The 25,228-nt window shown below is 44.0% G+C and carries 22 protein-coding genes and 2 pseudogenes; 20 read left to right on the forward strand and 4 right to left on the reverse strand.

The features are described 5' to 3' along the window. Nucleotides 1–13 precede the first annotated feature (13 nt). From nikC to J7I83_RS13115, 3 genes are read left to right on the forward strand one after another with little or no spacing between them, the layout of a single operon-like run. The gene (gene nikC / locus J7I83_RS13105) at nucleotides 14–850 is read left to right on the forward strand and encodes a nickel transporter permease (protein WP_215101483.1); all 837 of its coding nucleotides are present in this window, start codon (nucleotides 14–16) and stop codon (nucleotides 848–850) included. Nucleotides 851–870: 20 nt separating this feature from the next. Beyond that, nucleotides 871–1,923: an ABC transporter ATP-binding protein gene (locus tag J7I83_RS13110; protein ID WP_251047640.1), complete on the forward strand. Its 1,053-nt coding sequence runs from the start codon at nucleotides 871–873 to the stop codon at nucleotides 1,921–1,923. Continuing rightward, the gene (locus tag J7I83_RS13115; RefSeq protein WP_215101436.1) at nucleotides 1,901–2,674 is read left to right on the forward strand and encodes an ABC transporter ATP-binding protein; all 774 of its coding nucleotides are present in this window, start codon (nucleotides 1,901–1,903) and stop codon (nucleotides 2,672–2,674) included. The genes J7I83_RS13110 and J7I83_RS13115 overlap by 23 nt, the downstream gene beginning before the upstream one ends. 230 nt (nucleotides 2,675–2,904) lie before the next feature. On the opposite strand, the gene J7I83_RS13120 is transcribed toward J7I83_RS13115, so the two are convergent. Then, the gene (locus tag J7I83_RS13120) at nucleotides 2,905–3,870 is read right to left on the reverse strand and encodes an ABC transporter substrate-binding protein (protein ID WP_215101438.1); all 966 of its coding nucleotides are present in this window, start codon (nucleotides 3,868–3,870) and stop codon (nucleotides 2,905–2,907) included. Between the two features lie 207 nt (nucleotides 3,871–4,077). On the opposite strand from J7I83_RS13120, the gene J7I83_RS13125 reads away from it, so the two are divergent. Genes J7I83_RS13125 through J7I83_RS13135 form a run of 3 tightly spaced genes read left to right on the forward strand, consistent with a single transcriptional unit; the run spans nucleotide 4,078 to nucleotide 7,003 of the window. Further along, complete coding sequence (locus J7I83_RS13125) at nucleotides 4,078–5,079, forward strand: FecCD family ABC transporter permease (protein ID WP_215101485.1); 1,002 nt, start codon at nucleotides 4,078–4,080, stop codon at nucleotides 5,077–5,079. Next, the gene (locus J7I83_RS13130; protein WP_215101440.1) at nucleotides 5,076–6,128 is read left to right on the forward strand and encodes a FecCD family ABC transporter permease; all 1,053 of its coding nucleotides are present in this window, start codon (nucleotides 5,076–5,078) and stop codon (nucleotides 6,126–6,128) included. Before J7I83_RS13125 ends, J7I83_RS13130 begins: the two co-directional genes overlap by 4 nt. A 47-nt stretch (nucleotides 6,129–6,175) precedes the next feature. Then, nucleotides 6,176–7,003, forward strand: a complete 828-nt coding sequence (locus J7I83_RS13135; protein ID WP_215101442.1) for an ABC transporter ATP-binding protein — start codon at nucleotides 6,176–6,178, stop codon at nucleotides 7,001–7,003. 219 nt (nucleotides 7,004–7,222) lie between these two features. On the opposite strand, the gene J7I83_RS13140 is transcribed toward J7I83_RS13135, so the two are convergent. Both J7I83_RS13140 and J7I83_RS13145 read right to left on the reverse strand, forming a co-directional pair. After that, complete coding sequence (locus J7I83_RS13140; protein WP_215101487.1) at nucleotides 7,223–7,432, reverse strand: hypothetical protein; 210 nt, start codon at nucleotides 7,430–7,432, stop codon at nucleotides 7,223–7,225. After that, nucleotides 7,375–8,075 (reverse strand): annotated as a pseudogene (locus J7I83_RS13145) (IS3 family transposase). The gene J7I83_RS13140 and the pseudogene J7I83_RS13145 overlap by 58 nt, the downstream one beginning before the upstream one ends. A gap of 493 nt (nucleotides 8,076–8,568) precedes the next feature. Between J7I83_RS13145 and J7I83_RS13150 the strand changes: the two are divergent. From J7I83_RS13150 to J7I83_RS13180, 7 genes are all read left to right on the forward strand, one after another. Then, entirely contained in the window at nucleotides 8,569–9,918 is a 1,350-nt protein-coding gene (locus J7I83_RS13150; RefSeq protein ID WP_215101444.1) for an aspartate aminotransferase family protein, read from the forward strand. 4 nt (nucleotides 9,919–9,922) lie between these two features. After that, nucleotides 9,923–11,440, forward strand: a complete 1,518-nt coding sequence (locus tag J7I83_RS13155; protein WP_215101446.1) for a pyridoxal phosphate-dependent decarboxylase family protein — start codon at nucleotides 9,923–9,925, stop codon at nucleotides 11,438–11,440. Next, nucleotides 11,419–13,215, forward strand: coding sequence for an IucA/IucC family protein (locus tag J7I83_RS13160; protein WP_215101448.1), 1,797 nt, complete (start codon nucleotides 11,419–11,421; stop codon nucleotides 13,213–13,215). Before J7I83_RS13155 ends, J7I83_RS13160 begins: the two co-directional genes overlap by 22 nt. Beyond that, nucleotides 13,205–13,768, forward strand: coding sequence for a GNAT family N-acetyltransferase (locus J7I83_RS13165; RefSeq protein WP_215101450.1), 564 nt, complete (start codon nucleotides 13,205–13,207; stop codon nucleotides 13,766–13,768). Before J7I83_RS13160 ends, J7I83_RS13165 begins: the two co-directional genes overlap by 11 nt. Then, nucleotides 13,756–15,117 carry a lysine N(6)-hydroxylase/L-ornithine N(5)-oxygenase family protein gene (locus J7I83_RS13170; RefSeq protein WP_483313460.1) on the forward strand — a complete coding sequence of 454 codons (1,362 nt, stop codon included), beginning with the start codon at nucleotides 13,756–13,758 and terminating at the stop codon, nucleotides 15,115–15,117. Before J7I83_RS13165 ends, J7I83_RS13170 begins: the two co-directional genes overlap by 13 nt. Before the next feature lie 199 nt (nucleotides 15,118–15,316). Further along, nucleotides 15,317–17,134, forward strand: a complete 1,818-nt coding sequence (locus tag J7I83_RS13175; RefSeq protein ID WP_215101454.1) for an IucA/IucC family protein — start codon at nucleotides 15,317–15,319, stop codon at nucleotides 17,132–17,134. Nucleotides 17,135–17,162: 28 nt separating this feature from the next. After that, nucleotides 17,163–18,392: an aspartate kinase gene (locus J7I83_RS13180; protein WP_215101456.1), complete on the forward strand. Its 1,230-nt coding sequence runs from the start codon at nucleotides 17,163–17,165 to the stop codon at nucleotides 18,390–18,392. Between the two features lie 201 nt (nucleotides 18,393–18,593). Here the strand turns inward: J7I83_RS13180 and J7I83_RS18140 are convergent, their stop codons facing one another. After that, a complete protein-coding gene (locus J7I83_RS18140) occupies nucleotides 18,594–18,686 on the reverse strand; it encodes an IS3 family transposase (protein WP_353048280.1) in 93 nt (30 codons plus the stop codon). Nucleotides 18,687–18,766: 80 nt separating this feature from the next. Here J7I83_RS18140 and J7I83_RS17875 point away from each other — a divergent pair, with 80 nt between their 5' ends. The 7 genes and pseudogenes from J7I83_RS17875 to J7I83_RS18145 all read left to right on the forward strand — a co-directional run bounded on the left by J7I83_RS17875 (nucleotide 18,767) and on the right by J7I83_RS18145 (nucleotide 25,167). Beyond that, nucleotides 18,767–18,967, forward strand: a complete 201-nt coding sequence (locus J7I83_RS17875) for a GmrSD restriction endonuclease domain-containing protein (RefSeq protein ID WP_285228701.1) — start codon at nucleotides 18,767–18,769, stop codon at nucleotides 18,965–18,967. Between the two features lie 350 nt (nucleotides 18,968–19,317). Continuing rightward, complete coding sequence (locus J7I83_RS13190; RefSeq protein WP_215101458.1) at nucleotides 19,318–20,370, forward strand: endonuclease NucS domain-containing protein; 1,053 nt, start codon at nucleotides 19,318–19,320, stop codon at nucleotides 20,368–20,370. A 364-nt stretch (nucleotides 20,371–20,734) separates the two neighbouring features. Further along, a complete protein-coding gene (locus J7I83_RS13195) occupies nucleotides 20,735–21,718 on the forward strand; it encodes an HNH endonuclease domain-containing protein (RefSeq protein ID WP_215101460.1) in 984 nt (327 codons plus the stop codon). A gap of 69 nt (nucleotides 21,719–21,787) precedes the next feature. Continuing rightward, on the forward strand, nucleotides 21,788–23,170 hold the full coding sequence (locus tag J7I83_RS13200) for a PDDEXK-like family protein (protein WP_215101462.1): 1,383 nt from the start codon (nucleotides 21,788–21,790) through the stop codon (nucleotides 23,168–23,170). A gap of 28 nt (nucleotides 23,171–23,198) precedes the next feature. After that, complete coding sequence (locus J7I83_RS13205) at nucleotides 23,199–23,960, forward strand: hypothetical protein (protein ID WP_215101463.1); 762 nt, start codon at nucleotides 23,199–23,201, stop codon at nucleotides 23,958–23,960. Nucleotides 23,961–24,041: 81 nt separating this feature from the next. Further along, nucleotides 24,042–24,738, forward strand: a pseudogene (locus J7I83_RS13210) (glycerophosphodiester phosphodiesterase); the annotation flags it as partial. A 267-nt stretch (nucleotides 24,739–25,005) separates the two neighbouring features. Continuing rightward, nucleotides 25,006–25,167, forward strand: coding sequence for a hypothetical protein (locus J7I83_RS18145; RefSeq protein WP_215101464.1), 162 nt, complete (start codon nucleotides 25,006–25,008; stop codon nucleotides 25,165–25,167). The last annotated feature ends 61 nt before the right edge of the window (nucleotides 25,168–25,228 follow it).

Here is a 25,228-nt window from a genome sequence, read left to right on the forward strand (position 1 = left end):
TTATGCTTTGCTGATGAGATCTTTCTTTCCTCGATTTAAAGTGAAAAGGTACAAACCTCTGGCCTTGATAGGTTTCATTGGTCTGGCGGTCATTATTTTGCTTACAATAATCGGCCCATTTATTGTCCCGAATGATCCTTTAACGGCAAATATGGCGGAACGGCTTGCTGCCCCTAGTCTATCTTATCCTCTAGGGACAGACCATATGGGAAGATGCATTTTTTCGAGGCTGATTATTGGTTCTCAAACAACGCTTGGAATTACAGCGATAGTGGTTGCAACTGTTATTTTGATTGGTATTCCGCTTGGATTGTTGTCAGGATATATAGGAGGACGCTTTGATTCATTTATGATGCGAATGGCTGATGGCTTTATCGCTCTGCCAGAATTTATATTAGCTATTGCAATAGCTGGATTCTTAGGTCCAAGTTTATTTAATTTAATGATAGCTGTTGTTTTGGTCAAGTGGATCAGCTACACGAGAGTTGTCAGAAGCATTGTATTATCAGAGCGTGAAAAAGAATATATTTTAGCGGCAAGAGTCGGAGGAAGTTCAACATGGAAAATCATAACGAAGCATTTGCTTCCTCAAGTCATTTCGCCTGTTCTTGTCCTTGCAACGCTGGATATCGGCAAAGTAATTTTAATCATATCATCGCTGTCTTATCTCGGCCTGGGCGCTCAACCTCCTGATCCGGAATGGGGGGCAATGCTAAACGATGGCAGACCCTATTTCCAGACGATCCCCGAGTTGATGATTTATCCGGGAATGGCCATTTTCCTTGTGGTTTTATCGTGTAATTTAATTGGAGAGGGTTTAAGAGATAAACTTGATGTGAAAAGCATGTAACAAACAAAGGGAGGTGCAGAATGTCGATAGCAGTCGATCATACAAAACAAATATCCAGCACTGAGGAAATATCCATTCCCCTTTCGGTGCCTTTGCTGGAAATAAAAGATCTGTCAATTTCATTAAAAGGGTCTAAAGGGCAACAAAGAGGTAGATTAGTGAATGCGGTGAATTTGGCAATAAGACCAGGTGAAATGCTGGGTCTGGTTGGAGAAAGTGGGAGTGGGAAAAGCCTTACTGCTTCTGCTGTATTAGGGTTGCTTCATGAGTCCATGGACGTGTCAGAAGGTCAAATAATGTTTAATGATAAAGATCTCATAAGTATTTCTAAAAAGGAAATGAGAATTTTACGGGGAAAAGAAATCACATACATTTTTCAAAACTATCAGGGAAGCTTTACACCATTTATAAAAATTGGAAAACAGTTTATCGAGGCACTTCGCAGTCATGGTAAAATCACCAGAAAAGATGCTGAAAAAAAATCTCTGATGTGGCTGGAAAGGGTACGTTTACCAGCTGAGAGGATTTTTAACAGCTATCCTCACGAGCTTAGCGGAGGTCAGCTGCAACGGGCATCACTAGCCATAGCTCTCATGTTCAAGCCATCGTTGATTATTGCAGATGAACCGACAACAGCTCTTGATGTGCTGACTGGTGAAAAGATATTAGACCTTCTAGTAGAACTTCAAAAAGAACTAAATTGTGCAGTTCTCCTTATTTCTCATGATTTAAAACACGTATTGAAGAGAACAGATTCGATGGCCGTGATGTATGGTGGCCAGATTGTTGAAAAAGGCCCTACAAAAACCTTGCAGACAAATCCGACTCATCCATATACAAAATTCCTGCTGCAGGCAAGACCTGTATTGAGTCTGGAAAAGCCAGGGAAATTAGCTGTAATACCGGGGGAACCAGGACTTATCGCTAAACAGGGATGCGCATTTGCATTAAGGTGTCCAAAGGCATTTGAAAAGTGCGGAACAGTGCCCGAAATAAGGTACCAAGAGAATTCCCATGGGACAGCTTGTCATGCTGTCGATATAGAGGGGGATGAAAAAATTGCTTCAAGTTAAACAGGTTTCTAAATCCTATCAGTCAAACTCAGTTTTGACTGATGTCTCTTTTCAAATGAAGCAAGGGGAATGTCTAGGCTTGATAGGAGAAAGCGGGAGTGGGAAAAGTACAGTTGCTAAATTGATTGTAGGTCTTGAGCAGCTTGATGAAGGTCAAATTATTCTGAATGGTATCGACTTTCAAAGTCTTAAAGGGCCGAAGCTTCGAAAGGCAAGACGCCATGTTCAGATTGTTTTTCAAGATCCCATGGCATCATTAAATCCTAAGTTAAGGATATGGAAGTCCATTGTGGAGCCTCTTGAAAATTATCCGGAAGTGGTTCCTGTGTTTTTAAAGGACGTAAGAAATGATGGAAGAAAGATGGCAGGTATTCTGCTTGAAAAAGTAGGTTTACCTATAAGTTTACTAGATAGGTACCCACATCAGCTTAGTGGCGGGCAAAGACAGAGAGTCGCCATTGCAAGGGGCATTAGTCTTCAGCCAAAATTATTAGTATGTGATGAACCAACCTCAAGTCTAGACGTTTCTATTCAAGCACAAATATTAAATCTGTTAGGGGATTTAAAAAGGGAATTTGGTATGTCTTATTTGTATATTTCCCATGACATGGCGACTGTCCAATATATGTGTGAACGGATAGCTGTTTTAAAAGAAGGCGTACTGGTTGATTCATTTTTATCAGACGATCTGTTTTCAGAAACACGTCATTGCTATACAAAATTGCTTGTTGATGCGGCGTTAGAGAATTAAGAACATAATATTTTTGAAGTGTATTCAGTTGGAATGACATTCGAAGATTGGCTTGAAAAGCTGATTATCGCTCAAGGCTCTAAGTTTTGGCAATGGGAAGTTAGAAGACTAACAGGGATATAATAAATACTTTTCATGATTTTTGATGAAGCATAGCGTCCTCTGTTCATCATTAATGAGAAAGCAAAAAGACCCTTTGCCGTTTCCGGTAAGGGTCTTTCTCACGTTTACTATTCTTGCAATAATTTTTCTTCCAAGTCATCAAGCATCAGGTTTGCTGCCATAACGCCGCCAGCCGTGTTCCAGATCGTATCGCTTACTTCATAAGCTTTGCCTGCTTTCACAGCTTCAAGGTTGTTCCAGATTGGATCTTTGATCCAGGCATCTTCCGCTTGCTGGCCTTCTTTTTGTTCGTTCTGGTAAGTGAAGTAGAAGATGACGTCGCCGTCCATCTCTTCGATTCGTTCTTTTGTCACGCCTGTTGCCGCAAAGTCTTCAACATCTTGCGACTCCGGTCGGGCAAGCCCGATTTCTTCCAGGATGATACCTGAGAAAGAGTCTTTATAGTAGATGCGCACATCTTCAGGCATAAAGCGGATTATCGATACTTCAGTGTCGATTTTGTCGCCGAGTTTTTCTGTCAGCGCAGCAATGCGGTCATTAAAAGCATCGAGCACTTCTTTTCCTTTTTCTTCCTGTCCGACCGCCTGGGCATCCAATTCAAAATTAGTCTTCCAGTCGCCGCGCAGCGTTTCTTCAAAGACAGTAGGGGCGATTGCATTCAGCGCCTGGTAATGTTCTTCCTGGCGCATTTTGTTGCCGATGATCAAATCAGGCTCCAATGCAGCGATCGCTTCAAGGTTGATCTCGCTTTCCGTACCGACCACTTCTACGCCTTCCATATCGTCCGTAATGTGTTCATACCAAGGATCACCAGTCCAGGATTGGACAGCACCGACCGGTTTGACACCCACTGACAGCAGAGCTTCCGTTCCATGGTTCGTCAAAACGACAACGCGCTCAGGTTTTCCTTCAATCGTTGCAGTGCCCATCGCGTGTTCCACGGTATAGCTTTCGCCGCCTCCCGCTGATTCTGTTCCTGATGTTTTTTCTTCCGGTTCCTCGCTTCCGCAAGCGGCCAATAATAACACAAGCATCGTGAGCAGAGTGATAAGTGAATAGGTTTTCTTTAACATGTATGTTCCTCCTAGAATGATCTAATTGATAATGATTTTCACTTCCTTCAACATCTTAATATCATCGCCGGTTCGTGTCAAGGGGTTTTAAAGAATGATTGACAATGATTCTCAATGAACTTATACTTTGTAGAGAAATGATCTGTAACCAATGCGTCTAAATTATAGAAGATAAAGAATTATGGGGAGTTTGGGAGAAGGATAGCTATTATGATCAGAAATAATCGAGCCAAAGTTTTTGGGCTGATAATCGGCGTTCTGGTGATCGCTGCCCTTATCTGGTCCAGCATCGTTCTGGGATTGACGAAAGTGTCTGCCCAGATGGTCATTGATGCCATCTACCATTTTGATGGATCGAATGAGCACATCATCATCCAGGATACGCGAATCCCGCGAGCGTTCACCGCAGCAGCTGTCGGCGCGAGCCTGGCAATTGCAGGGGCTATCATGCAAGGGCTCACGAATAATCCGTTGGCGTCTCCTGGAATTCTGGGAATCAACGCAGGAGCGAGCTTTTTTGTTGTTTTCGGCATCAGCTTTCTTGGCCTGTCCTCGCTCACTGCTTTCGCTTGGCTTGCTTTTCTGGGTGCAGGTATTGCGGCTGTCGTCGTTTATGTTTTTGGATCGATGGGCAATGAGGGGCTGACACCGATTAAGATCACTCTTGCAGGCGCGGCAATTGCAGCGATGTTCTCATCGATGACGCAAGGCATCCTGACGCTTGATGAACGCGCGCTCGATCAGGTGCTGTTCTGGCTGGCCGGTTCCGTTCAAGGCAGGGATTTGGAAATCCTGTTGTCAGTGCTGCCATATTTGGCGGTGGGTTGGCTTCTTTCGTTGGCATTCGGCAAACAGATGAATGTTCTGGCGATGGGGGAAGACTTGGCGAAAGGGTTAGGGCAAAGAACTCTGCTCGTGAAAATTACGGGCGCGGTGATCACTGTGCTGCTGGCCGGCGGAGCGGTTGCCGTAGCGGGGCCCATCGGATTTGTCGGCATCATCATCCCGCATTTCGCCAGATGGCTTGTGGGCATCGATTACCGCTGGGTCATCCCATACAGCGCTTTGCTCGGCGCTATTTTGCTGCTGGTGGCTGACATCGGAGCCCGCTATATCCTGATGCCGGCAGAAGTGCCAGTGGGTGTGATGACTGCCATCGTGGGTGTCCCTTTCTTTGTCTACATTGCAAGGAGGGGAATAAGCGAATGAAACAATCACGTCCATTGCGTATAGGAAAGGCATCTTTTTTAATAGATAAGAAATCATTTTCAGTTTTAATTGTCTTGACCATAGCGACTTTTGCCATGATTGTTTTAAGTCTTGGAATCGGCCAATTGGTCATCAATCCGATTGACGTTGTTAAAGCGATTTTCGGTGCCGGCACCGACATGCATAACCTGGTGGTCCAGTCGTTCCGCATGCCGCGAATTCTGCTGGCAGTTTTCGCCGGAGCCGGCCTCGCGATGTCGGGGGCGATTCTGCAGGGCATCATTCGAAACCCACTTGCCTCACCTGACATCATCGGCATCACGGCAGGCGCTTCGTTCACCACCGTCGCCTTTCTGGCTTTTTACAGCGATCGCAGCAATACACTCGCCGTGAGCATCCACTGGCTTCCGTTAGCGTCATTTGTGGGCGCAGTGGGTATGGGCTTTCTCGTCTACGTGTTGTCCCAAAAGTACGGGCAAGTCGCGCCGATCCGATTGGTGCTGATAGGCATCGGATTAGCGGCAGGCGCCCAGGCGCTGACAACGATGATGATGATTCTCGGACCGATTTTCACTGCGTCGCGGGCGAACATCTGGATCACCGGCAGCGTCAACGGCACAAACTGGACGGAAGTCCTGACCATCATCCCGTGGATTTTCCTGCTGACAACGATTCTTTTCTTTTACTCCAGACGGCTGAACGTTCAGGAATTGGGCGATGAACTCGCAGTCAATGCCGGAAGCCTTGTCCAACGTGACCGGCTTGTGCTGCTTTTCCTTAGCAGCGCCCTTGCCGGTGGCGCAGTCGCTTTCGCAGGTGGAATCGGCTTTGTCGGGCTGATGGCCCCTCATATGGCGAGAAAGCTTGTTGGCTCTTCGTTTGGTGCATTGTTGCCGGTTTCTGCCCTATTGGGAGGCTTGATTGTGCTGGCAGCCGATCTGATTGCGCGGACAGCATTCGCGCCGCTGGAAATCCCGGCGGGCGTCTTTACTTCGGCAATCGGCGCACCATATTTCATCTATCTACTGTACCGCACCCGGAATCGCTGATTCCTGCCACTGGCCGACTTGTATAGCTTAAAGAGGAGGAAGATGTAATGGATGCATTGTCAACAAAAGGATTAACACTTGGATACGGGGAAACGAGCATCATCAAGGAGCTGGATCTGGCGATTCCAAAAGGTGAAATCACCGTCCTCATCGGCAGCAACGGCTGCGGCAAATCAACGCTGCTGCGTTCTCTTGCCCGTTTGCTGAAACCGCAGGAAGGCTCTATCGTACTTGATGGCCAGCAAATTGCAAAAATGCAGACGCGAAAAATCGCCAAGCAATTAGCGATTTTGCCTCAGACTTCAATCGCTCCGGAAGGCCTCACTGTCCTTCAATTGGTCAAGCAAGGCCGTTATCCACACCAGAATTGGCTCCAGCAATGGTCAGAGAAAGATGAAGAAGCGGTGTTCGGCGCACTCGAAGCCACAGGGCTGACGGACTTTGTGGAACGCAAAGTGGACTCATTATCCGGTGGCCAGCGCCAACGTGCCTGGATTGCAATGACACTGGCGCAGGATACGGACATCATTCTTCTGGATGAACCGACGACTTATCTTGATTTGACCCACCAAATTGATATCCTCGATTTGCTGTATGATTTGAACCAGACCAAAAACCGTACCATCGTGATGGTTCTCCACGATTTGAATCTGGCCTGCAGGTATGCGGATCATATTGTGGCAATCCACGACCAAAAAGTATACAAACAAGGAGTACCGAACGACATTATTACACCTGACTTGATGCACGCGGTCTTCGGCCTGCAATGCCAGGTGACATGCGATCCCCTATGCGGTACACCGCTATGCATCCCGTTTAGCAAAGGCAGACACTTAAAAGGTGGAGCTAACAATGTTGAGCCGATTAGCAGCTGAAGAAAACGCTTATTTGACTGGCCATTTTCGATTGTCGCTGCAGGCGGGAAGCGATGAGAAGATTTCTTTGAGCCAGCTGTGAGACCCGGAATTCCTGAGAAGCTTCCTTGAATATTTGAAACTGGAATTGGAAACGGAAAGCCAGATTGTGGCTGCTTCTCAGCTTATGAAACGTGTAGGGTATCTGGCTGTCGTGCCGCCTTTATATGCAGCGGCTGCCTATGGCAAAGAGCCGGTCACTTCCTTCAGGATATGCACATCGCCAATCGAGAAACTGATGTTGTTAAAATATATAGAAGGTTTATAGTCCATCACTTCTTTCCATAAAACAAACAGCACACGATCAGCCGTGTGCTGTTTGTTTTCGTTAGCTAGGCTGCGATGAGATGATTTCGGTATTGTACCGGAGTCATCTTTTTTAAATTCCATTGCTTGCGTGTTCCGTTGAAATGCTCCATGTAATCATCCACCAGCCCTTTCAGTTCGGCGAGACTGGTTGCTTGTCGAAAATCTAGATCATCTTTAAAGTGGCCAAAAACGATTCGGTAGGGGCGTTGTCGATGCAATTGCCCCTGCGGCCGACATTCGCTGTGCGACGGAGGATTTTCACCAAATTCTTCAATTGAAATCTGCGGACCACCTCATTGATTGCTTTATATTTTCCATTGGGGTCAGCTGCGTTTCTTCGCCTGCCTCTCGAGCGCCTCGATCTTTTTTAATAACTCATTTTCTGCTTCCTCGAGTTTTTTCTCAGCTGAGAGATCTTTTACAGAAGAGCGCCCCCGTACTATTCTTCCCACGTCGCTCTTCGAAGAAGGCGTCTTCTCCATAAAGCTTGATAGTTGTCCGCAACCGGTTCGAGGAGGTGTTCGCTTTTTTGGACCCAATAACGGTTAAATCAAATCCACTTTCACTAAAGCTCTGGGCAGGGCCTTTGCCTGTCGGGTATTCCCCTCACAGCCTGAAGTTTGAATTCTAGCGTGTATTGAATTGCTTGATCCGATACAGAAGCGACATTTGGATTCGCCTCCAAGATTCGTTGTTGGTGTTCGTTGAAAATGATTTTACTCATATAATCTTATCCCATCCAAGTTAGCTAAATTTAGTATACCGGGATCTGAAAACAGAAAAAATCCTAAATAGGGATCACTTTTTTAAAGTTTCTACCAGTTGGGGTTCAGTTCAGTCTATATATAAGCCTTTATTTTTAAATAGAATTATCTATGTCAAAAGTAATTCTCTCATTCCAAAAACACCATCTTCATTCTCAATTCCCTTCTCAATTATACTAGTTCTATTTTTCTATTTTTTATAGAGCGTAATATATAGATTTATAGCATATTTGCTTAGTATTTTAGTTGTGTTTAGTTACTTAGAGTCCTTTAAACACCTTGAGCTCTAAGCAGAGGGCTTCTAGCTATAAATAGTTGCTCTTTAGGTGTCCAAGGAACTAGTCACACTTTGTTATTGAGAATGGTTTTCAATTATCATTGACATTGATAATCATTATCATTATCATTTGAAGTGACGTTGAACCCAAAGCCAGATGAAAGGAAGATGTTTTCATGACCGTACAATACCAGATTTCAAATAAAGAACTTTTAAGCCAACAGGAGCAGCGTGAATCAAATGCTAGATCTTACCCGAGGAGAATTCCAATAGCCATTAGGGAAGCCGAGGGGATTTTTATAACGGACATGGAAGGGAAGAAGTACTACGACTGCCTAGCCGGCGCCGGGACTCTGGCACTTGGACATAATCACCCAGTCATTATTGAAGCGATAGAAAAAATCATACGTGATAAGCGTCCTTTACACACATTAGACCTAACTACTCCGGTAAAAGAGGAGTTTGTTAATGAGTTATTTTCCTCTCTGCCTGAAGAACTCAAGGGGCGGGCAAAAGTGCATTTTTGCGGACCAACCGGAGGGGATGCAATCGAAGCTGCACTTAAACTGGTCAAGACAGCTACGGGAAGACAGAGCATCCTGACTTTTCAAGGAGGATATCACGGCGCAACCCATGGCACCATGTCTATTTCAGGAAATCTTGGCCCGAAGAAGAAAGTGCAAGGGCTTGTGCCTGACACGCACTTCCTGCCATACCCATATACATACCGGTGCCCATTCGGAATAGGGGGAGAGGAGAGTCATCGTATCAGTGCGAGGTATATTGAAAATCTGCTGGACGATCCGGAAAGTGGCATTCTTCCACCGGCTGCGATGATATTTGAAACGGTCCAAGGAGAAGGCGGCTCCATCCCGGCACCGATTGAATGGCTGAAGGAGATGAGACGAATTACTAAAGAAAGAGGCATCCCGCTGATCATTGATGAGGTTCAGACAGGGATTGGACGCACAGGAAAGATGTTTTCATTTGAACATGCCGGAATCGTTCCGGATGTTTTCGTCCTTTCCAAGGCCATCGGAGGAAGCCTGCCGCTTTCCGTTGTCGTTTATGACAAAGAACTTGACCGTTGGGAACCAGGTGCTCATATCGGCACATTCAGAGGAAATCAGATGGCCATGGCAACAGGAACTGCCACCTTGCAATATATCAAGGAACATCAACTGGTGGAACATGCAAAAGAGATGGGAAAAAGACTACTTGAGTCATTGGATGGGGTTCAGAAAGAGTTCCCTGAGATCGGGGATGTCAGAGGAAGGGGCTTGATGGTTGGTGCGGAAATGGTCAACCCGGAACTGGCTCCAGCCACATCGGGAAGTCATCCTGCAGACCCGGGACTTGCAAGCCGCATTCAGCAGGAATGCCTCAAACGGGGCTTGATCCTTGAAGTCGGTGGACGCCACGGTGCAGTAGTAAGATTCTTACCACCACTCATCATCACCCGTGAGCAGCTAGATGAAGTGATCACCATCTTCAAAGAAGCTGTAGCAGCTTCGATCGTGAGGTAGTCATATGAAAAAGACAGCATTTGATTCCTTCTTTCTCCATGAGGGGAAAGAAGGGGTCGCATCTTTTAACGAAGCTGTACAAAAAGCGTCCTTGCAGCTTCAAAAAATATATGAAAACACCGACAGGCCTTTCATCGGGAATGAACCAGCGGATATTGATAAAGAAATACGTGAAGTCATGAATTTTGAAAAAGAAGGTCGGAAATTGGAGGAGGTACTGGATGAACTGGAAGAGCCGGTTCTACGGAACAGCCTCCACATCTCCCATCCGAAAAGCATGGCACATCTGCATTGCCCTCCACTGATTCCGGGGATTGTCGGTGAATTAATCATCGGCACCTTAAACCAGTCCATGGATTCATGGGATCAGAGTACGGCAGCTACATATTTGGAAGAAGGAATGATTGAATGGTTGAAGCGACAGATAGGTTACGATAATTCATCGGAAGGAGTCTTTACAAGTGGAGGAACCCAATCCAACTATATGGGACTTCTATTGGCACGGGATAACTTCTGCCACCGGCAGTGGGGACATGACGTCCAGAAAATGGGCTTGCCACAGAACTTTCAGCGATTACGGATAATTTGTTCAGAGGATGCTCATTTTACGGTGAAAAAATCAGCATCGCAGCTTGGACTGGGTGAACAGGCAGTTGTCACTGTAAAGACAGATGAGCACCATCGTATGTGTCTGCATGATTTGAAAGCCATTCTAGCTAGGCTTGATAAAGCAGGTAGTCTGCCTTTTGCACTTGTAGCAACATGCGGCACGACAGATTTTGGAAGCATAGATCCACTCATGAAGCTGGCTTCCATAGCCGAACAGCATGACCTTTGGTTCCATGTGGATGCCGCGTTTGGAGGCGGGTTGCTGCTGAGCCACTCCCATCGAGACAAACTGGATGGGTTGCAAAAGGCGGACTCCATCACCATCGACTTCCACAAACTTTTCTATCAGCCGATAAGCTGCGGTGCATTTATGGTGAAAAACCGTGAATATTTCCGTTTTATCTCGCATCATGCAGATTATCTGAATCCTGTAGAAGATGAAGAGGCAGGGATTGTAAACCTAGTAAACAAATCGACTTCCACAACAAGAAGATTTGACGCACTGAAACTCTATCTATCTATCAAAACGGTTGGAACGGACCTTTTTGGTCAGATGATTGACCATACCATGACATTGGCAAAGGATGCGGCTAGCTATATAAATAAATTGACACAGTTTGAGGTGATGAATAAAAGCCCAGAGCTGAATACGGTCATTTTCCGATACCGTCCATCAGACGGTCTGGGTATCAGCTTGAATGACCTCAACAGAGATATTCAACAGAGACTCCTATATGAAGGAAAGGGAGTCATTGCAAAAACAACGGTATCAGAGGAAACCTTCCTGAAGCTGACCCTGCTGAATCCAAGAACAACAATGAACGACATTTGTGAAATAATCGATGAAATAGATGCCCTTGCCACTCAACTATTAGAACGGAGGTTGGAGCCATGTATGATACAAAGCAACTAGCAGAGAACGCAACCATGCAAAGCTTTCTCAACTGTTATTTACGGGAAACAAGGAATTATAGGGAAGAGACGGCGTGGAACTTCCATCACCGACCGGATGGGGACAATCTGGAAAAAGTACTTGTCTCAAAGCTCACTCTTCAAGGGATGGAGCTGGTTATTCCAGTGAAGTATTGGTCGGAAACGGATCGTCATCTCTTCGCTTTTCCACTTTATTACCGAACAGTTGGAAGAGAGATTCTAAGACCGATAGATTACGTGACATTGACCTCACTTATCGTAAAGGAATTTCTATTGAATCAGAACTCCAGAGGGGCAGAAGATGAATTGATTCACCGGATCATCCTGAGCTGCCGCAATATCAGAACCTCTCTGGAAGAAAGGCTGGAAGGTGGGGATGCTTTGACACAGGCGGACTTTAACTTTATAGATGCCGAGCAATCCCTTCTTTTTGGCCATCTTCTTCATCCTACTCCCAAAAGCAAGCAGGGAATCACTGATGAAGAGGATCGAATCCATTCACCTGAGAGGAAAGGAAAGTTTGAACTTCATTATTTTGCTGTAGCTAGCTCTTTGGTATCAGAAGATTCAAGCAGGGAAATCTCCGCATCGTCCATTATTTTGGAGGAGCTTAAGAACGATCCTTGTGTAGACAGGGAATTGTTGGCAGATATTCTGAAAAAGGATAATAAAAAGCTGATACCTGTTCATCCCCTTCAGGTGAAAAAGCTGCTGGATAGTAAAGAAGTAAAAGAAAGGATAGCGAAGGGAGAATTGGCATATATAGGCCCACTTGGAAAGAAGTACATGGCCACGTCCTCCTTTCGAACGGTTTATAACAAAGACTCGAAGTATATGTTCAAGTTCTCTGTCCCAGTCAAAATCACCAATTCCTTGCGCATCAATCAGCGAAAAGAACTTGCCAGAGGGGTCGAAGTTTCCCGTCTCCTCCAAACAGAAGTCGGTGTACGTTTGCAGCAGGAGTTCCCTGATTTTCAAATACTGGAGGATCCTGCTTATATCGATTTGAAATCTGCTGAGGAATGTTCCGGTTTTGAAGTGGTCATCAGGGACAACCCATTCTATGAGAATAGCAAGCAAACAAGCCTGATAGCCGGATTATGCCAGGACCATCCATATGGAGGGAAGCCGCGGATCTATTACGTAATCGAGGAAATCGCGAAGCGTGAAAACCGCAGTATGGAGGAAGTGAGTATTGACTGGTTCCAACTCTACCTATCACTTACACTCGACCCGATGATATGGCTATTCAACACCTATGGCATCGCCCTTGAGGCCCATCAGCAAAATTCAGTCATCCAACTAGAAAATGGCTATCCTAAGACCTTCTACTACCGTGATAACCAGGGCTACTATTACAGCAAGTCCAAGTCACAAAGGCTGATGGAACTGCTGCCTGGATTGAACACACTGAGTGACACCGTATGTGAGGATGATGTGGCAGAGGAGCGGCTTCGATACTACTTCTTTTTCAACCATTTGTTTGGGCTGATCAACGGTTTTGGAGTCAGCGGTCTGGTGGAGGAAAAGGCGTTGTTGAGCGTATTGAGGGAACGTCTAAAGATTTATGAAGAGAAGATGCCGTCCAATCTGCTGAAGAGTCTGCTTTACCAGCCTGTTCTGAACTGCAAAGCGAATCTGTTGACCCGATTCCATGATATGGATGAGCTTGTTGGTCCGATGGAGGCTCAGTCTTTCTATACGTTGGTGAAGAATCCGATTGCCGAGGAGGTGGGGATTTCCCATGCTTTATGAGTGCGAGTTTTTCGACAACGGACTAGGAAAAAAGATTTCCTTTAGAAAAGTGGATTTCAATCAGGATGTGGAAATGATTCACACCTGGATGCAGGAAGAGCATATCCATCCGTTCTGGCACCTTAATACTCCGATAGAGCAGTTCCGGAACCATCTGGAAAAAGCTTTGGAGGATTCCCATCAGACTCTTTTCATTGGGTGCCTTGATGATGTACCGATGAGCTACTGGGAGTCTTACTGGGTAAAGGGAGACATTCTTGAAAAAGTGTATCATAGTTCCCCTTTTGATCAGGGAATTCACTTGCTGATCGGAGAAAGGGAATACCTCGGAAAAGGGTACGCCCTGCCGCTGTTGCAGGAAATGGTCCGTTTTCAATTTCAGCAGAAGAATACAGAAAAAGTCATGACTGAGCCGGATATCCGCAATGAAAAAATGATTTATGTGTTCAAAAAATGTGGATTCACCGCGATCTGTCCTGTGGATCTACCGGATAAAACCGGACTCCTTATGGAGTGTACACGAGAAGTGTTCGAAAAGAGGTGGAACGAGTGAACAATCAAAAAATCTATGACGTAATCGGCATTGGATTAGGTCCTTTCAATTTAGGTCTTGCTGCATTAATTGATAATGTGGCTGACATGTCAGCCATATTTTTTGAAAAGAAAAAGGAATTCAACTGGCATCCTGGCATGATGATCGAAGGGACGACATTGCAGGTCCCGTTCTTTGCCGATCTTGTCAGCATGGTTGATGTCAGAAGCAAATACAGTTTTCTTCACTATTTGCAGGTCCATAACCGTTTGTATCATTTTTACTTCCTGGAGAAATTCCATATTCCGAGAAAGGAATACAATCATTATTGCAGATGGGTATCGGAACAGTTGTCGCAATGCCGGTACGGGATGGAGGTCGAACGGGTTGCACCCATCGAACTCGGAGATGGGAAGAACGGATATGAAGTTAATATCTGGAACAAAGAGGCACTGGTCTCAGAAAAATACTATACGCGGAACCTAGTGTCAGGAATCGGCTCCGTACCGATTGTACCCCTGACATTTAGAGAAAAGCTCGGGAGCCATATTTTCCATTCATCCAAGTACTTGGAAAAAAAAGAGGTATGTAAACACGCTCGCTCTGTGACAGTTATCGGTTCCGGTCAAAGTGCTGCAGAAGTCTTTCTGGATGTTTTGAAAGATCAGGAGCAACACGGATATTCACTGAACTGGTACACCCGCTCTAAAGGCTTTTTTCCGATGGAATACTCCAAACTAGGGCTTGAGTACTTCTCTCCAGACTATACAGACTTTTTCTACAATCTGTCCCAAGAGAAAAAGGACTCCCTGTTGAAGGATCAAGCCTTGCTGTACAAGGGAATCAGTACGGAAACGATTGCCGACATCTATTGCAGCCTATATGACCGGTCGATTGGAAGCGACTATCCTCCCGTCACGCTGCAGGCGATGACTGAGGTAACAGGAATTGAGAACAGCGAATGCGGCTACGAGATTCAAGGATTCCATCATGTGAAGGAGGAGAGTTTCCATCAACAAACGGATGTTGTCATTTTAGGTACTGGTTATGAAACGGCCATTCCAACTTTTTTAAGAGAATGGAAAGATATATTGGTGACTGATGGATTGGGCCGGTTTCATATTTCAGAGGATTACCGACTCGAAACCTATGAAAATGGAAAAAGCAACATCTTCATTCAGAACGGCGAAATGCATACGCATGGTGTAGGTGCACCAGACCTCGGACTTGGTCCCCACCGGAATGCTGTCATCATCAACCAGATTGTAGGAAAAGAAGTGTATCCCGTTCATAAAAAGAACGTGTTTCAAACATTCGGAGTACAAAAAGATGCTCCAACAAAGGTGCCAGACCACCAATTTTCAAGGTAGTCCCTTATGAATTACTAAACACCATGAGTTTGAAAAAAAGCCACGTACCTAATCCCCCTTGTTGCCCGAAGTGCTAAGTGAGGAGGCTAAAGCACCGCCCTGTGGAAAGTGCACACCTGGAATGTAAGTTAACAGGAAGCTATAGAAAATACCTTTCTATTTATAAAAATTTACCCAAACCAAAAAAAGTAGGGATACCATGCAATTCAAGAGCGAATTAAAATCTGTGTTGAATAAAACCAATTGGGAAAAAGTCAACCGCAAACTCATTGCCAAAATGCTTTCCGAATACATGTACGAAGATATGATCCAACCGGAAACAATCGAACAGAACGGAAAAACCATTCAGTATTCCTTGAAAATCTCAGAGAAGAAAGCCTATCGCTATACCGCGGAAAAACGCTTTTTTGACAGTTATGATGTGAAGTGGGAAACAATCTATATTTTGCAAGAGTCAAAAAGGGAGATTGCTGACAGTGCTATCGGACTGATTGTGGACTTGCAGGAATTCATCCCGATGTCCCCGGAAACAGTAGGGCATCTAATTAAAGAACTGAACGCAACCTTGATAGCAGATGCCCACCTTCTTGAAAAGGACCCAAAATCAGCGGACGAACTGATTCATGAGGATTACGAGGTATTGGAAGGGTATATGACAGGCCACCCCTGGATTACATACAACAAGGGGCGTATCGGATTTGGTTATGACGACTATTTAAACTATGCCCCTGAAAATCAAAATGAAATCAAACTTTCCTGGATTGCTGTTCAGAAAAAAATCGCTTCTTTCCAGTCTATTGAAGGACTAAAATATGAAGAAGTCCTGAAGAATGAGTTATCTGAGGAAGAAAGAATCAATTTTGAAAACATGGTGAAAGAGCAGGGCGCAGATCCTGCCCACTATTATTTCATGCCTGTCCACGAATGGCAGTGGAAGAACATACTCATACAGAACTTCCCTAAGGAACTTGCATATAAGGAAATCATTCCTCTTGGTGAAGGCACCGATTCCTATCTGCCTCAGCAATCCATTCGCACATTTGTGAATACAACACATAAAGAGAGATACCATGTGAAACTGCCGATGAGCATTTTGAACACGCTTGTTTACCGCGGGCTTCCATCTGAACGTACCCTGATTGCTCCACAGGTGACACAACACATAAAAGGAATTGCCAATAAAGATCCATTCCTAAAGGATGTTTGTCGTGTCATCCTGCCTGGTGAAAATGCCAGCATAAATGTCGATCAGCAACACTACAAAAAAGTGAAGAAGGCGCCATATCAATACCTGGAAATGCTCGGGACGATATGGAGAGAAAGCATCTACACCTATCTGGATGAAGGGGAGAAGGCCATTACGCTAGCAGCCTTATTATATGAAGACCATAATGGAAAACCATATGTGCAGAGCTTAATGGAAGACTCGGGTCTTACAGCTGATGAGTGGATGAAAACCTTTTTCGGGGTGGTTATGGATCCATTGCTTCATTATTTATATCAATACGGAACGGTATTTTCCCCCCATGGTCAGAATACGATCGTTGTTTTGAAAGATTCTGTACCGTATCGTTTGGCCATCAAGGATTTTGTGGATGATGTGAATATTTCTGATCAAGATTTCCCGGAACTAAGAGGACTTTCAAAAAAATTCAAAGCTGTGCTACGAAGTGAGCCACCTGAAGGACTGACTCAATTTATTTTTACCGGACTTTTTATCTGCCACCTCCGTTACATGAGTAATATCCTCATAAACCATGACATTATGGAGGAAGACACGTTTTGGATGCTTCTCGCCCAGTCCATTATGAATTATCAGGAGAAGTTCCCAGAGCTAAGAGAGCGCTTTGAACTCTTTGATTTCTTCAAGCCCGAGCTGACAAAACTTTGCTTAAACCGCAACCGCATGGTGGATTACGGATACTCGGATGGAGATGGCCGTCCGCATGCATCGGAATTTGGAAAAGTGACGAATGCATTGGCATTTTACAAATCCGGCATCTACACCGGGGGATAACAGAGCCAAATAGAAAGAAGGGTGAGTTGTGAGTATTATCGTGCAAAAATTTGGTGGAACCTCTGTAAGCTCCACCTCTCATATTAAACACATCGCCTCAAAGGTGTTGGATGAAAAAAGCAAAGGGAACCAAGTCGTAGTGGTCGTTTCTGCGATGGGAGATACCACAGATTTATTAAACAGGATGGCCATAGAAATGTGTCCAAACCCAGTTAAAAGGGAAGTAGATATGCTCCTTTCCACTGGAGAACAGGTGACGATTGCACTTCTGACCCTCGCTCTTCATGAAATGGGGGCAGAAGCGATATCCTTTACCGGAGGGCAAGCAGGGATCCATACGGACTCGGTCTACGGAAATGCCAGAATTACCTCCATCAATTCACAGCGTATCACCAAAGAGTTGAATGCAGGGAAAATTGTGATAGTGGCAGGGTTTCAAGGGGTTACGGAAGAAGGAGATATCTCTACTCTTGGAAGAGGCGGTTCGGATACAACTGCTACGGCGTTGGCAGCTCGGCTTGGAGCGGAACGGTGCGATATCTATACTGACGTGGACGGTGTGTACACATCAGATCCCAGATATATAAAGAAAGCGAAAAAGATTTCCACGCTTACTTATGATGACATGCTGGATCTGGCATCAAGGGGAGCAGGCGTCTTGCATCCAAAAGCGGTCAAACATGCAAAAAACTTTGTCGTTCCATTAGTGGTACGCTCAAGTTTTACGAAAGAAAGTGGTACGCTCATCACGGGTCACACAAGACATTCCGATTCCGGTAATCCCATTGGCATTATTTTTCAAAGAAGACAAGCAGGCCTTTTCATTAACAGCTTGGAGAATATTGAGAGAACAACACTCTTAGACGCATTGGAAAAAAAACATATTTCCATTGATATGTATGAGGAAGAAAAGGAAGCATCCTTTCTTATTCATGAAAAGAATTATGCAGAGGTTTTGGAAGTTCTTTCAGAGAAAGGAATGGTTGAAGGAATGCATTTTCACGTAAAAAGGAATCTGGCAAAACTTTCTGTCATTGGAAGTAACTTGAAAACCTATCCTGTAACTAGAGAAAAGGTTTCGAAGGTACTGGTAAGAGGGGAAATTCCATTTACCTTTGTGAAAGACTCTCACAAAAGCGTATCGGTGGTACTAAAAGAGGAAAAAATGCTAAGTGCTGCTGAACTGCTCCATACTGAATTTAGCTTGGATGCTACTGTTGGAAAAAAAATAAAACAGGTGTTTGCGGTACAAGTTTAAACGATGAGAAGGCGCAGGAGATATAAAATCTTCTGTGTTTTTCTTTTGTATTGGCTAACCTTGTATTAACTAACCTGAAATTACTTGTGTAGTTGTTATAATGATTTCATTTAGTATCATTAGTTATTACAAATACTCCTTTTATAGGAGCGCGTAAATGAGGTAGGGAGACCTTTGGGTGATTGGTAAGTCAACACTAAATCAAACAACTTTTTTAAGGGCTGCGTTTCGATAAGTGACAGGATTGGTGTAGCCCAAACTGCTGTGTAGACGGACATGGTTGTACCAATTCACTCAACAAGACGTTTGCGACCATCAGTAAGGAAGTTGACAAAGAAAATTACTGGGAGAGCTTAAAGGCCGCTTTCTTAAACTTGGATTCGTATAAACGCTTTCCCTCTGATGAAGAGTTCTTCCGTGAGCTATTGGTTAAAGATATCTATAACTTCAGAAGCCGAAACTACCTGCTAAGAAAATTGACAAATAAAGATACTAAAGAAATCGTTGATATTGAAGCCTGTACTATTGAGCATATCATGCCGCAAAATAAAAATATGAGTGCTCAATGGATATAAAAAAAGACCGAGTGCTGTTACACCCGGTCAATGCAGTACATGCCGCAAAAGAGCGGTCAGCCAAATTATGAGAATGTTTATTTTAAAGAGTAATCGCCCACAATCCTGCCAGGGAAAGAGCGGTTACTTTTCTTATTGATGGTGACTGCAATGATTCCCACTACAGCCATCTTTGAAATCTTTTGATTTCGAAGATGGCTGTTTTCTTTTGTCTCAAAAGGGCGAGGAAAGGAGTTAAGAGGTATATCTTCACAGAATAGTAGGTATAATAGATTAGTGAGCATTTACAATATTCGACTATTATAGATTCAAAAACCAAAAATTTTCAAATTGAAAGGTGCGTTTACTTAATGACGATCAACATGAACTTATGGAAAGTGGAAGCAAACGGCTTGAAAGAAGTATCCAGATCAAAGCTCGACAAGGAAGACCGGTTAGAAAAATGGATCGAGCAGGATATCAGTATCCTTGACTTGGATTTATTGCTCATCGGCCGGCAAGTGGCCACGCCTTATGGCGGCAGAATTGATCTGCTAGCAATGGATTCAGAAGGCAACCTGGTGATTTTAGAACTGAAAAAAGACAAAACGCCGAGGGACGTCGTCGCGCAGGCATTGGATTATGCTTCGTGGGTGAAAGACCTTAGCTATAAAGAAATCGAGTCGATCGTTTTAAACTATTTGGACAAGAGCCTGGCCCAAGTATTTGCAGAACGGTTTTTAACGGCCTTGCCAGAAGAGCTGAACAAAGAGCACAGCATTGTCATCATGGCATCTGAACTCGATTCGTCTTCCGAAAGAATCGTCCGTTATTTGTCTTCTGAACACAACCTGAATATCAACTGCATCTTCTTTAAGTTCTTTAAAGAAGGCGAACAGGAATTCCTTGGCCGTACCTGGCTGATGGATCCGCAGGAAGTGGCTGTCAGAACCCAGTCGGAGAAAGGGGTCCCGTGGTCTGGCTTGTACTTTGTCAATGTTGGTGATGGAGAGCATCGAAGCTGGGAAGACTGCAGAAAATACGGCTTTATGAGTGCTGGGCAAGGAAAACGATACAGCAGTTCCATGAAAAAGTTAAAGCCTGGAGACCGCATCCTTGCGTACTTAAAAGGACATGGCTATGTTGGGTTCGGTGAAGTGACGTCAAGTGCAGTGATGGTAAAGGATTTTGAAATCGATGGCGAAGGTTCGTTGCTTTTAGACCAGCCATTAAAGCAGCCGAATATCGAGCAAAACAAAGAGGATGCAGAGCTGGCAGACTGGACAGTCGGCGTAAAGTGGCTGAAAGCCGTACCGAAAGAAGATGCGGTAACGATGCCGGGGATATTTGCAAACCAAAATGTCGTCTGTAAACTGAACCATCAGCCGACCATCGATTTCCTAACTCCTCATTATTCTTTATAAAGTAGTGGTAGCACCGCAGGGATAAATCTGTACTTAAAGACTTTAATGTCCACAATAAATCAGAGAATGGGTGAGATGACGATACCTACCAAAAGGATTTTACAAAGAAATTAGAAGAACTAAAAGCCGATGCGAAAGAGAATGGGGAATTGCATTTAATCGTTACTTCGAGAGATTTGTATAAAATGGTGGGTGGATATGATACCGGTAATCACCGTATGGAATCTTGCTATGGGGCAATGTATGAGGAATGAATAAGATATGTCAGAAGAAATATAGCTCTCATAAATATAGTATGCAACAGTAGTAAAACTAACACTTGTAACAAATTCTAATATCTAGAAATTAATAAGGGGAATCTTCTATGACCGAAGGATGGAAATTAAAAGAAGGATCAGCCGTCTATAGTACTGTCTCGGATGATGAGCTATGGACAGTCACCATGAAGGTGTTGTCTTCTCAGACAATGAAAACCACTTCTTATAAATATGCATTGTTGAGGGCTTTTCTTGAAAACTTATACAAAGCCAACGGTAGACTTGAATTGAGTTTTGACCAGTTGGCAGAGTCGTTTGCTAAGCTGTATTGGAATCTGGTTATTCGGAACGGCTATTCCCAAGGGCATCAGGCTCAAATTGAAAAAGATCTAAAAGATCTGCAAGTAAAATTCACTATTCCGGAAGGAGTTTCTTTTGAGGCGCTTCAGGAAAGCCATCAGGCGGAATTGGTTCAGCGGGTTGAAAACAACATCCTCAAAAAATATGTAGTCGGTGCGTTGTATGCAGATACCAATGGGCTTCTCTATGGTTTTTCCAAAAAAGATCGGAAAGTAGTTTTGACTCCGAGCAGTTATGAGTTTTTATTGAAATACCAAACCACTGTTTTTAAGTTGGCCAATTATGAGCTGGCAAAGTTTCTGCAAAAGAAAAACCCTTATTTGACTCAAGGGATCTTGCTGGATGAAATTGAAAACATTACACAGCGTGAATCGTTAAAGCAATTCCAGCAGCTGATTGTTGCGCATTCGGGCAGTTTTTGCTTTTATACAGACAAGCCTTTACTTCAAACTCATCGAACGATAGCTGTCGATCATTTTGTTCCTTGGAGTTTCGTTCACAGTGATGAGCTGTGGAATTTTGTTCTGACTTCCACTCAGTTGAATTCCCGCAAAGGCAGCAAGCTTCCGGCGGAGCCGTATTTAGAAAAATTGCATGAGCGAAATCAGCTTTTTAAGCAGAACGGCGATATTTATGTAAAGCAATACATGGAAAATTACAGTTTCCAGCAGTTTGTTAGGCTTTATGGTTATGCGGAGCTGAATGGTTTTAAAAAGGGATGGCTGCCTTGAAATGAACACCTAACAAGACCTGTTATTCGGAGTAGACTTTCAAAATAGAAATCGAAAAGAGAAGTATACATGACCACCGAAGTGAAGAAAATTGCCAATCTGATTTACAGCAGGCCATTCGAAGAACTGGACCGGATATTCAAAGCGTTCAATCCGCTAAAAGTAATACGAATGGACAGCCACGAAATCAGGCATTCCAATGTACTGGCATGGCTCTTAAATCATGAAGAGAACCACGGACTGAATTCGGTCTTTATCGAGAAATTCATCAGTAAACTGCTGATGAAGCCGGAAAATGACCGTTTTGTCAGCGATTCGGCCTTTTTCCTGAAAACCCTGTCGATGAAGTTTGATGATTGGAACGTGGAGCGGGAAAAGCTGACTAGTCAGAAAAGTTCCATTGATTTGGTGCTGTCTTCAGCAGAAAACAAAACAGCGATTGTCATTGAGAATAAATTCTATTCCTCACAATCCCCGAAACAATTGGACGATTATTTGGAGTTTGCTATGGAGGAATATAAGGGCTATACCATTATTCCGGTATTTCTGACATTATTGAATGAGGATGCGGCCAACGATCAGTATTGGGCACTGAATTATGCGGACATTGCGGACATTCTTGAGTTTATCCTGAAATTCCACAAAGAAGCGATCAGCGGGGAAGTCTTTGTTTTCCTGAGGAATTATTTGTCCATCCTGCAGGAGCGTTTTGCGCCGGACGAAGACCGTTTGGTATTGGCAGAAGCGATTTATGAAAAGCACGGACAATCGATTACTGCCCTTTATCTATTGAACAATCCAAGAACGAAGTTTATGAATCATCATCAGCAGTTCAAAGAACAGCTCAACAGCATCAGTGAGGATGAGAAGATCTGGATGGAGAAAATCTATTCCTCATCGAAAGAAACGATTGATTTTATTCATATAGAAGGTGCTCTTGTTTTGAAAAAGGCCTTCGAGAAGTTCGTCTCGGAAAATAGCAGTTTTGAGATCAAGGAGTTTCAGGCAGCGAAAAATGCGCCGAATTTCCTTTATCCGGAATGGGAAAAGTACACACCGTTCCTGGAAAAGCTGAACGACAAAGCTCCTTATTGGCTCGGCCAAGGGATGATCGTTTTTCTGCAGCGCAAAGCAAATGATAAACTAAAGCTGTATATTGAAATCGGCAATCTTGAGTTTGACCACCGCATCAAGCTTCTAGAGAAATTAGAAGAAAATGGCTATTCTATCAAGGAGTCCTCCAAATCTCCGAATTCAATGTATACCCGGATCTTTACCGATCAGGCGGAAGTTGCGGACTGGTCGAGCATTGAAAAGGTGCAGGAAGCCATACATAAGCTGATCAACAGCAAGAAATTCGAAGACAATATCTTTAAAATCAATAAAAGCGTCAGAGCTGCAGCTGAAGAGCTAGGCTATCAGATCAAAGACTCGGAAATGGCAAAAAGTTAAATTTCATTTAACAAAAGGGGTTTTATTCATGGCAATCGCAAAATACACCAAGTTCCAGCAGTACAAAGAATCTATCCAATCCATACCGTCTTCCTATACAGAAGAGTCGTTGATCCATGAGGCTTTTTTACTGGAAAGAGACGACAAGAAAAAGCTGGAGATATACTACGCACCTTTCGAGTATGTAAATGAAGGAGCGAAGGTGATCATCGTCGGTATCACACCGGGCTTGCACCAGATGAAAAAGTCCTTTTCGACGGTAATAGATGCAGTCGAGACAGAAAGCGATGATGAGGAAATTCTTCGCCAAGTAAAAAACAATTCCAGTTTTGAAGGGGCGATGCGAAAGAATTTGGTCAAGATGCTGGATGAAATTGGTGTGAACGGGCATCTGGGCTTATCCTCCAGCTTAGAGCTATTTGAAGAGGCCAGCCATCTGGTGCATACGACTTCGATTCTGGCATATCCCGTTTTCTATAACGGCAAAAACTACAGCGGGTCAACGCCAAACCTACTGAAGAACGACATATTGAAAAAATACCTTACAGAAAACTTTGCGGCTGAACTGGAGAATTTTAGTGATGCCTTGATTATTCCGTTGGGCGTTAACGTGTCGAATGCCTTGAATTACCTGGCGGATCAAGGGCTGGTTGCACCAAGTAATATCCTCTCAGGCTTCCCGCATCCTTCAGGCGGCAATGGCCATCGCCATAAACAATTTGCTGAAAATAAAGCCGCAATGGAAGAAAAGCTGAACAATCATTTTCTTCAGGTGAGAGCAGCGAAATAAGCAATCAAAATATTGATAGATAAAATGAAGAGGGCTTATTAAGGCCTTTTTGTTTGGCTCGAATACAAAGAGAAGAAGAGTGGAGCTTCTGGGCATGCACCTGAGAATACGATGGAAGCCTTTCAAAAAGGGTTTGAAATGAAGGCGGACTATATTGAAATTGATGTACAAATGACAAAAGATAGAGAGCTTGTCGTTATTCATGACACGACTGTAGATCGTACAATAAACGGAACCGGCAAAGTAGGCGAGTTAACGTTAGAGGAAATTAGGCAGTTAGATGCCAGTAGCTGGTTTAGTGAAGCCTTTGCCGGTGAGAGGGTTCCTACTTTTGAGGAAGTATTGGCTGAGTTTCATGGGAAAGTTGGTATTTTAATCGAATTGAAGGCGCCGGAACTTTATCCGGGAGTGGAAGAGAAGATTGCAGATGCTTTGGTCGAACGAAATATGACTACACCAATCCTTTAACCATAAATACATGGAAAAATCGAAAGAGCTTTTACCGAATCTCTCTCATGGCGTTCTGACAGGAGGAAGTTGGGCAGATGTAACGGAAGAACAATTAGCCCACTTTGCGGCTTACGCTGATTATTTCAATCCATCAATGAAGATTATAACAGATGAGCTGGTTACTGATGTTCATGAAGCGGTGATGGACATTTATCCATGCACTTCAAGGTCACAAGAACAAGCTTTACGGTTATTCGATTTAAATGTAGATGGAATCATTACCGATTATCCAGAGCATGTTTATGATCATCCTGTAAAAAATTCATAATTCCATAGTGGAAAGACAGGTAGAGAATTCTCTACCTGTTTTATTTAACCTCGTATGAATTTAATAACTATTTCAAATTGGCACAAGAAAGCACCCCTATTCATAAGAAGTTCCTGCAATTTCAGAACTTCTTCGAAAGTGGATCACAAAATTCGATGAAGCGCGCAAAAGCGCCTTTAAAGTACTGGACCGCCTCAGGAATAGAGGGTCATCAAAGCTTGGGGACTAGCTGTCAACACGACAACGCCGATTGAAGTGGCGCTTGAGTTGGAAAAAGCCCATCCGGACTTGAGCTTGTCTGCTACACAATATACCTTGCTTCAGCATGAACGTGCGCTTGAGCGCATGATGCCGCTGGCGCAGGAAAAAGGCGGCGGACTCGTGATCGGATCAGCATTCAATTCAGACGCATTGTTGCCTGGGAAGTAAATGAATATTATAAGTTTGTAAAAAAGGTTCCGGATAATTAGAGGCCACTGAAAAACTACAA

It is taken from the genome of Planococcus sp. ISL-110, from assembly GCF_018613575.1.
Lineage (GTDB): Bacteria > Bacillota > Bacilli > Bacillales_A > Planococcaceae > Planococcus.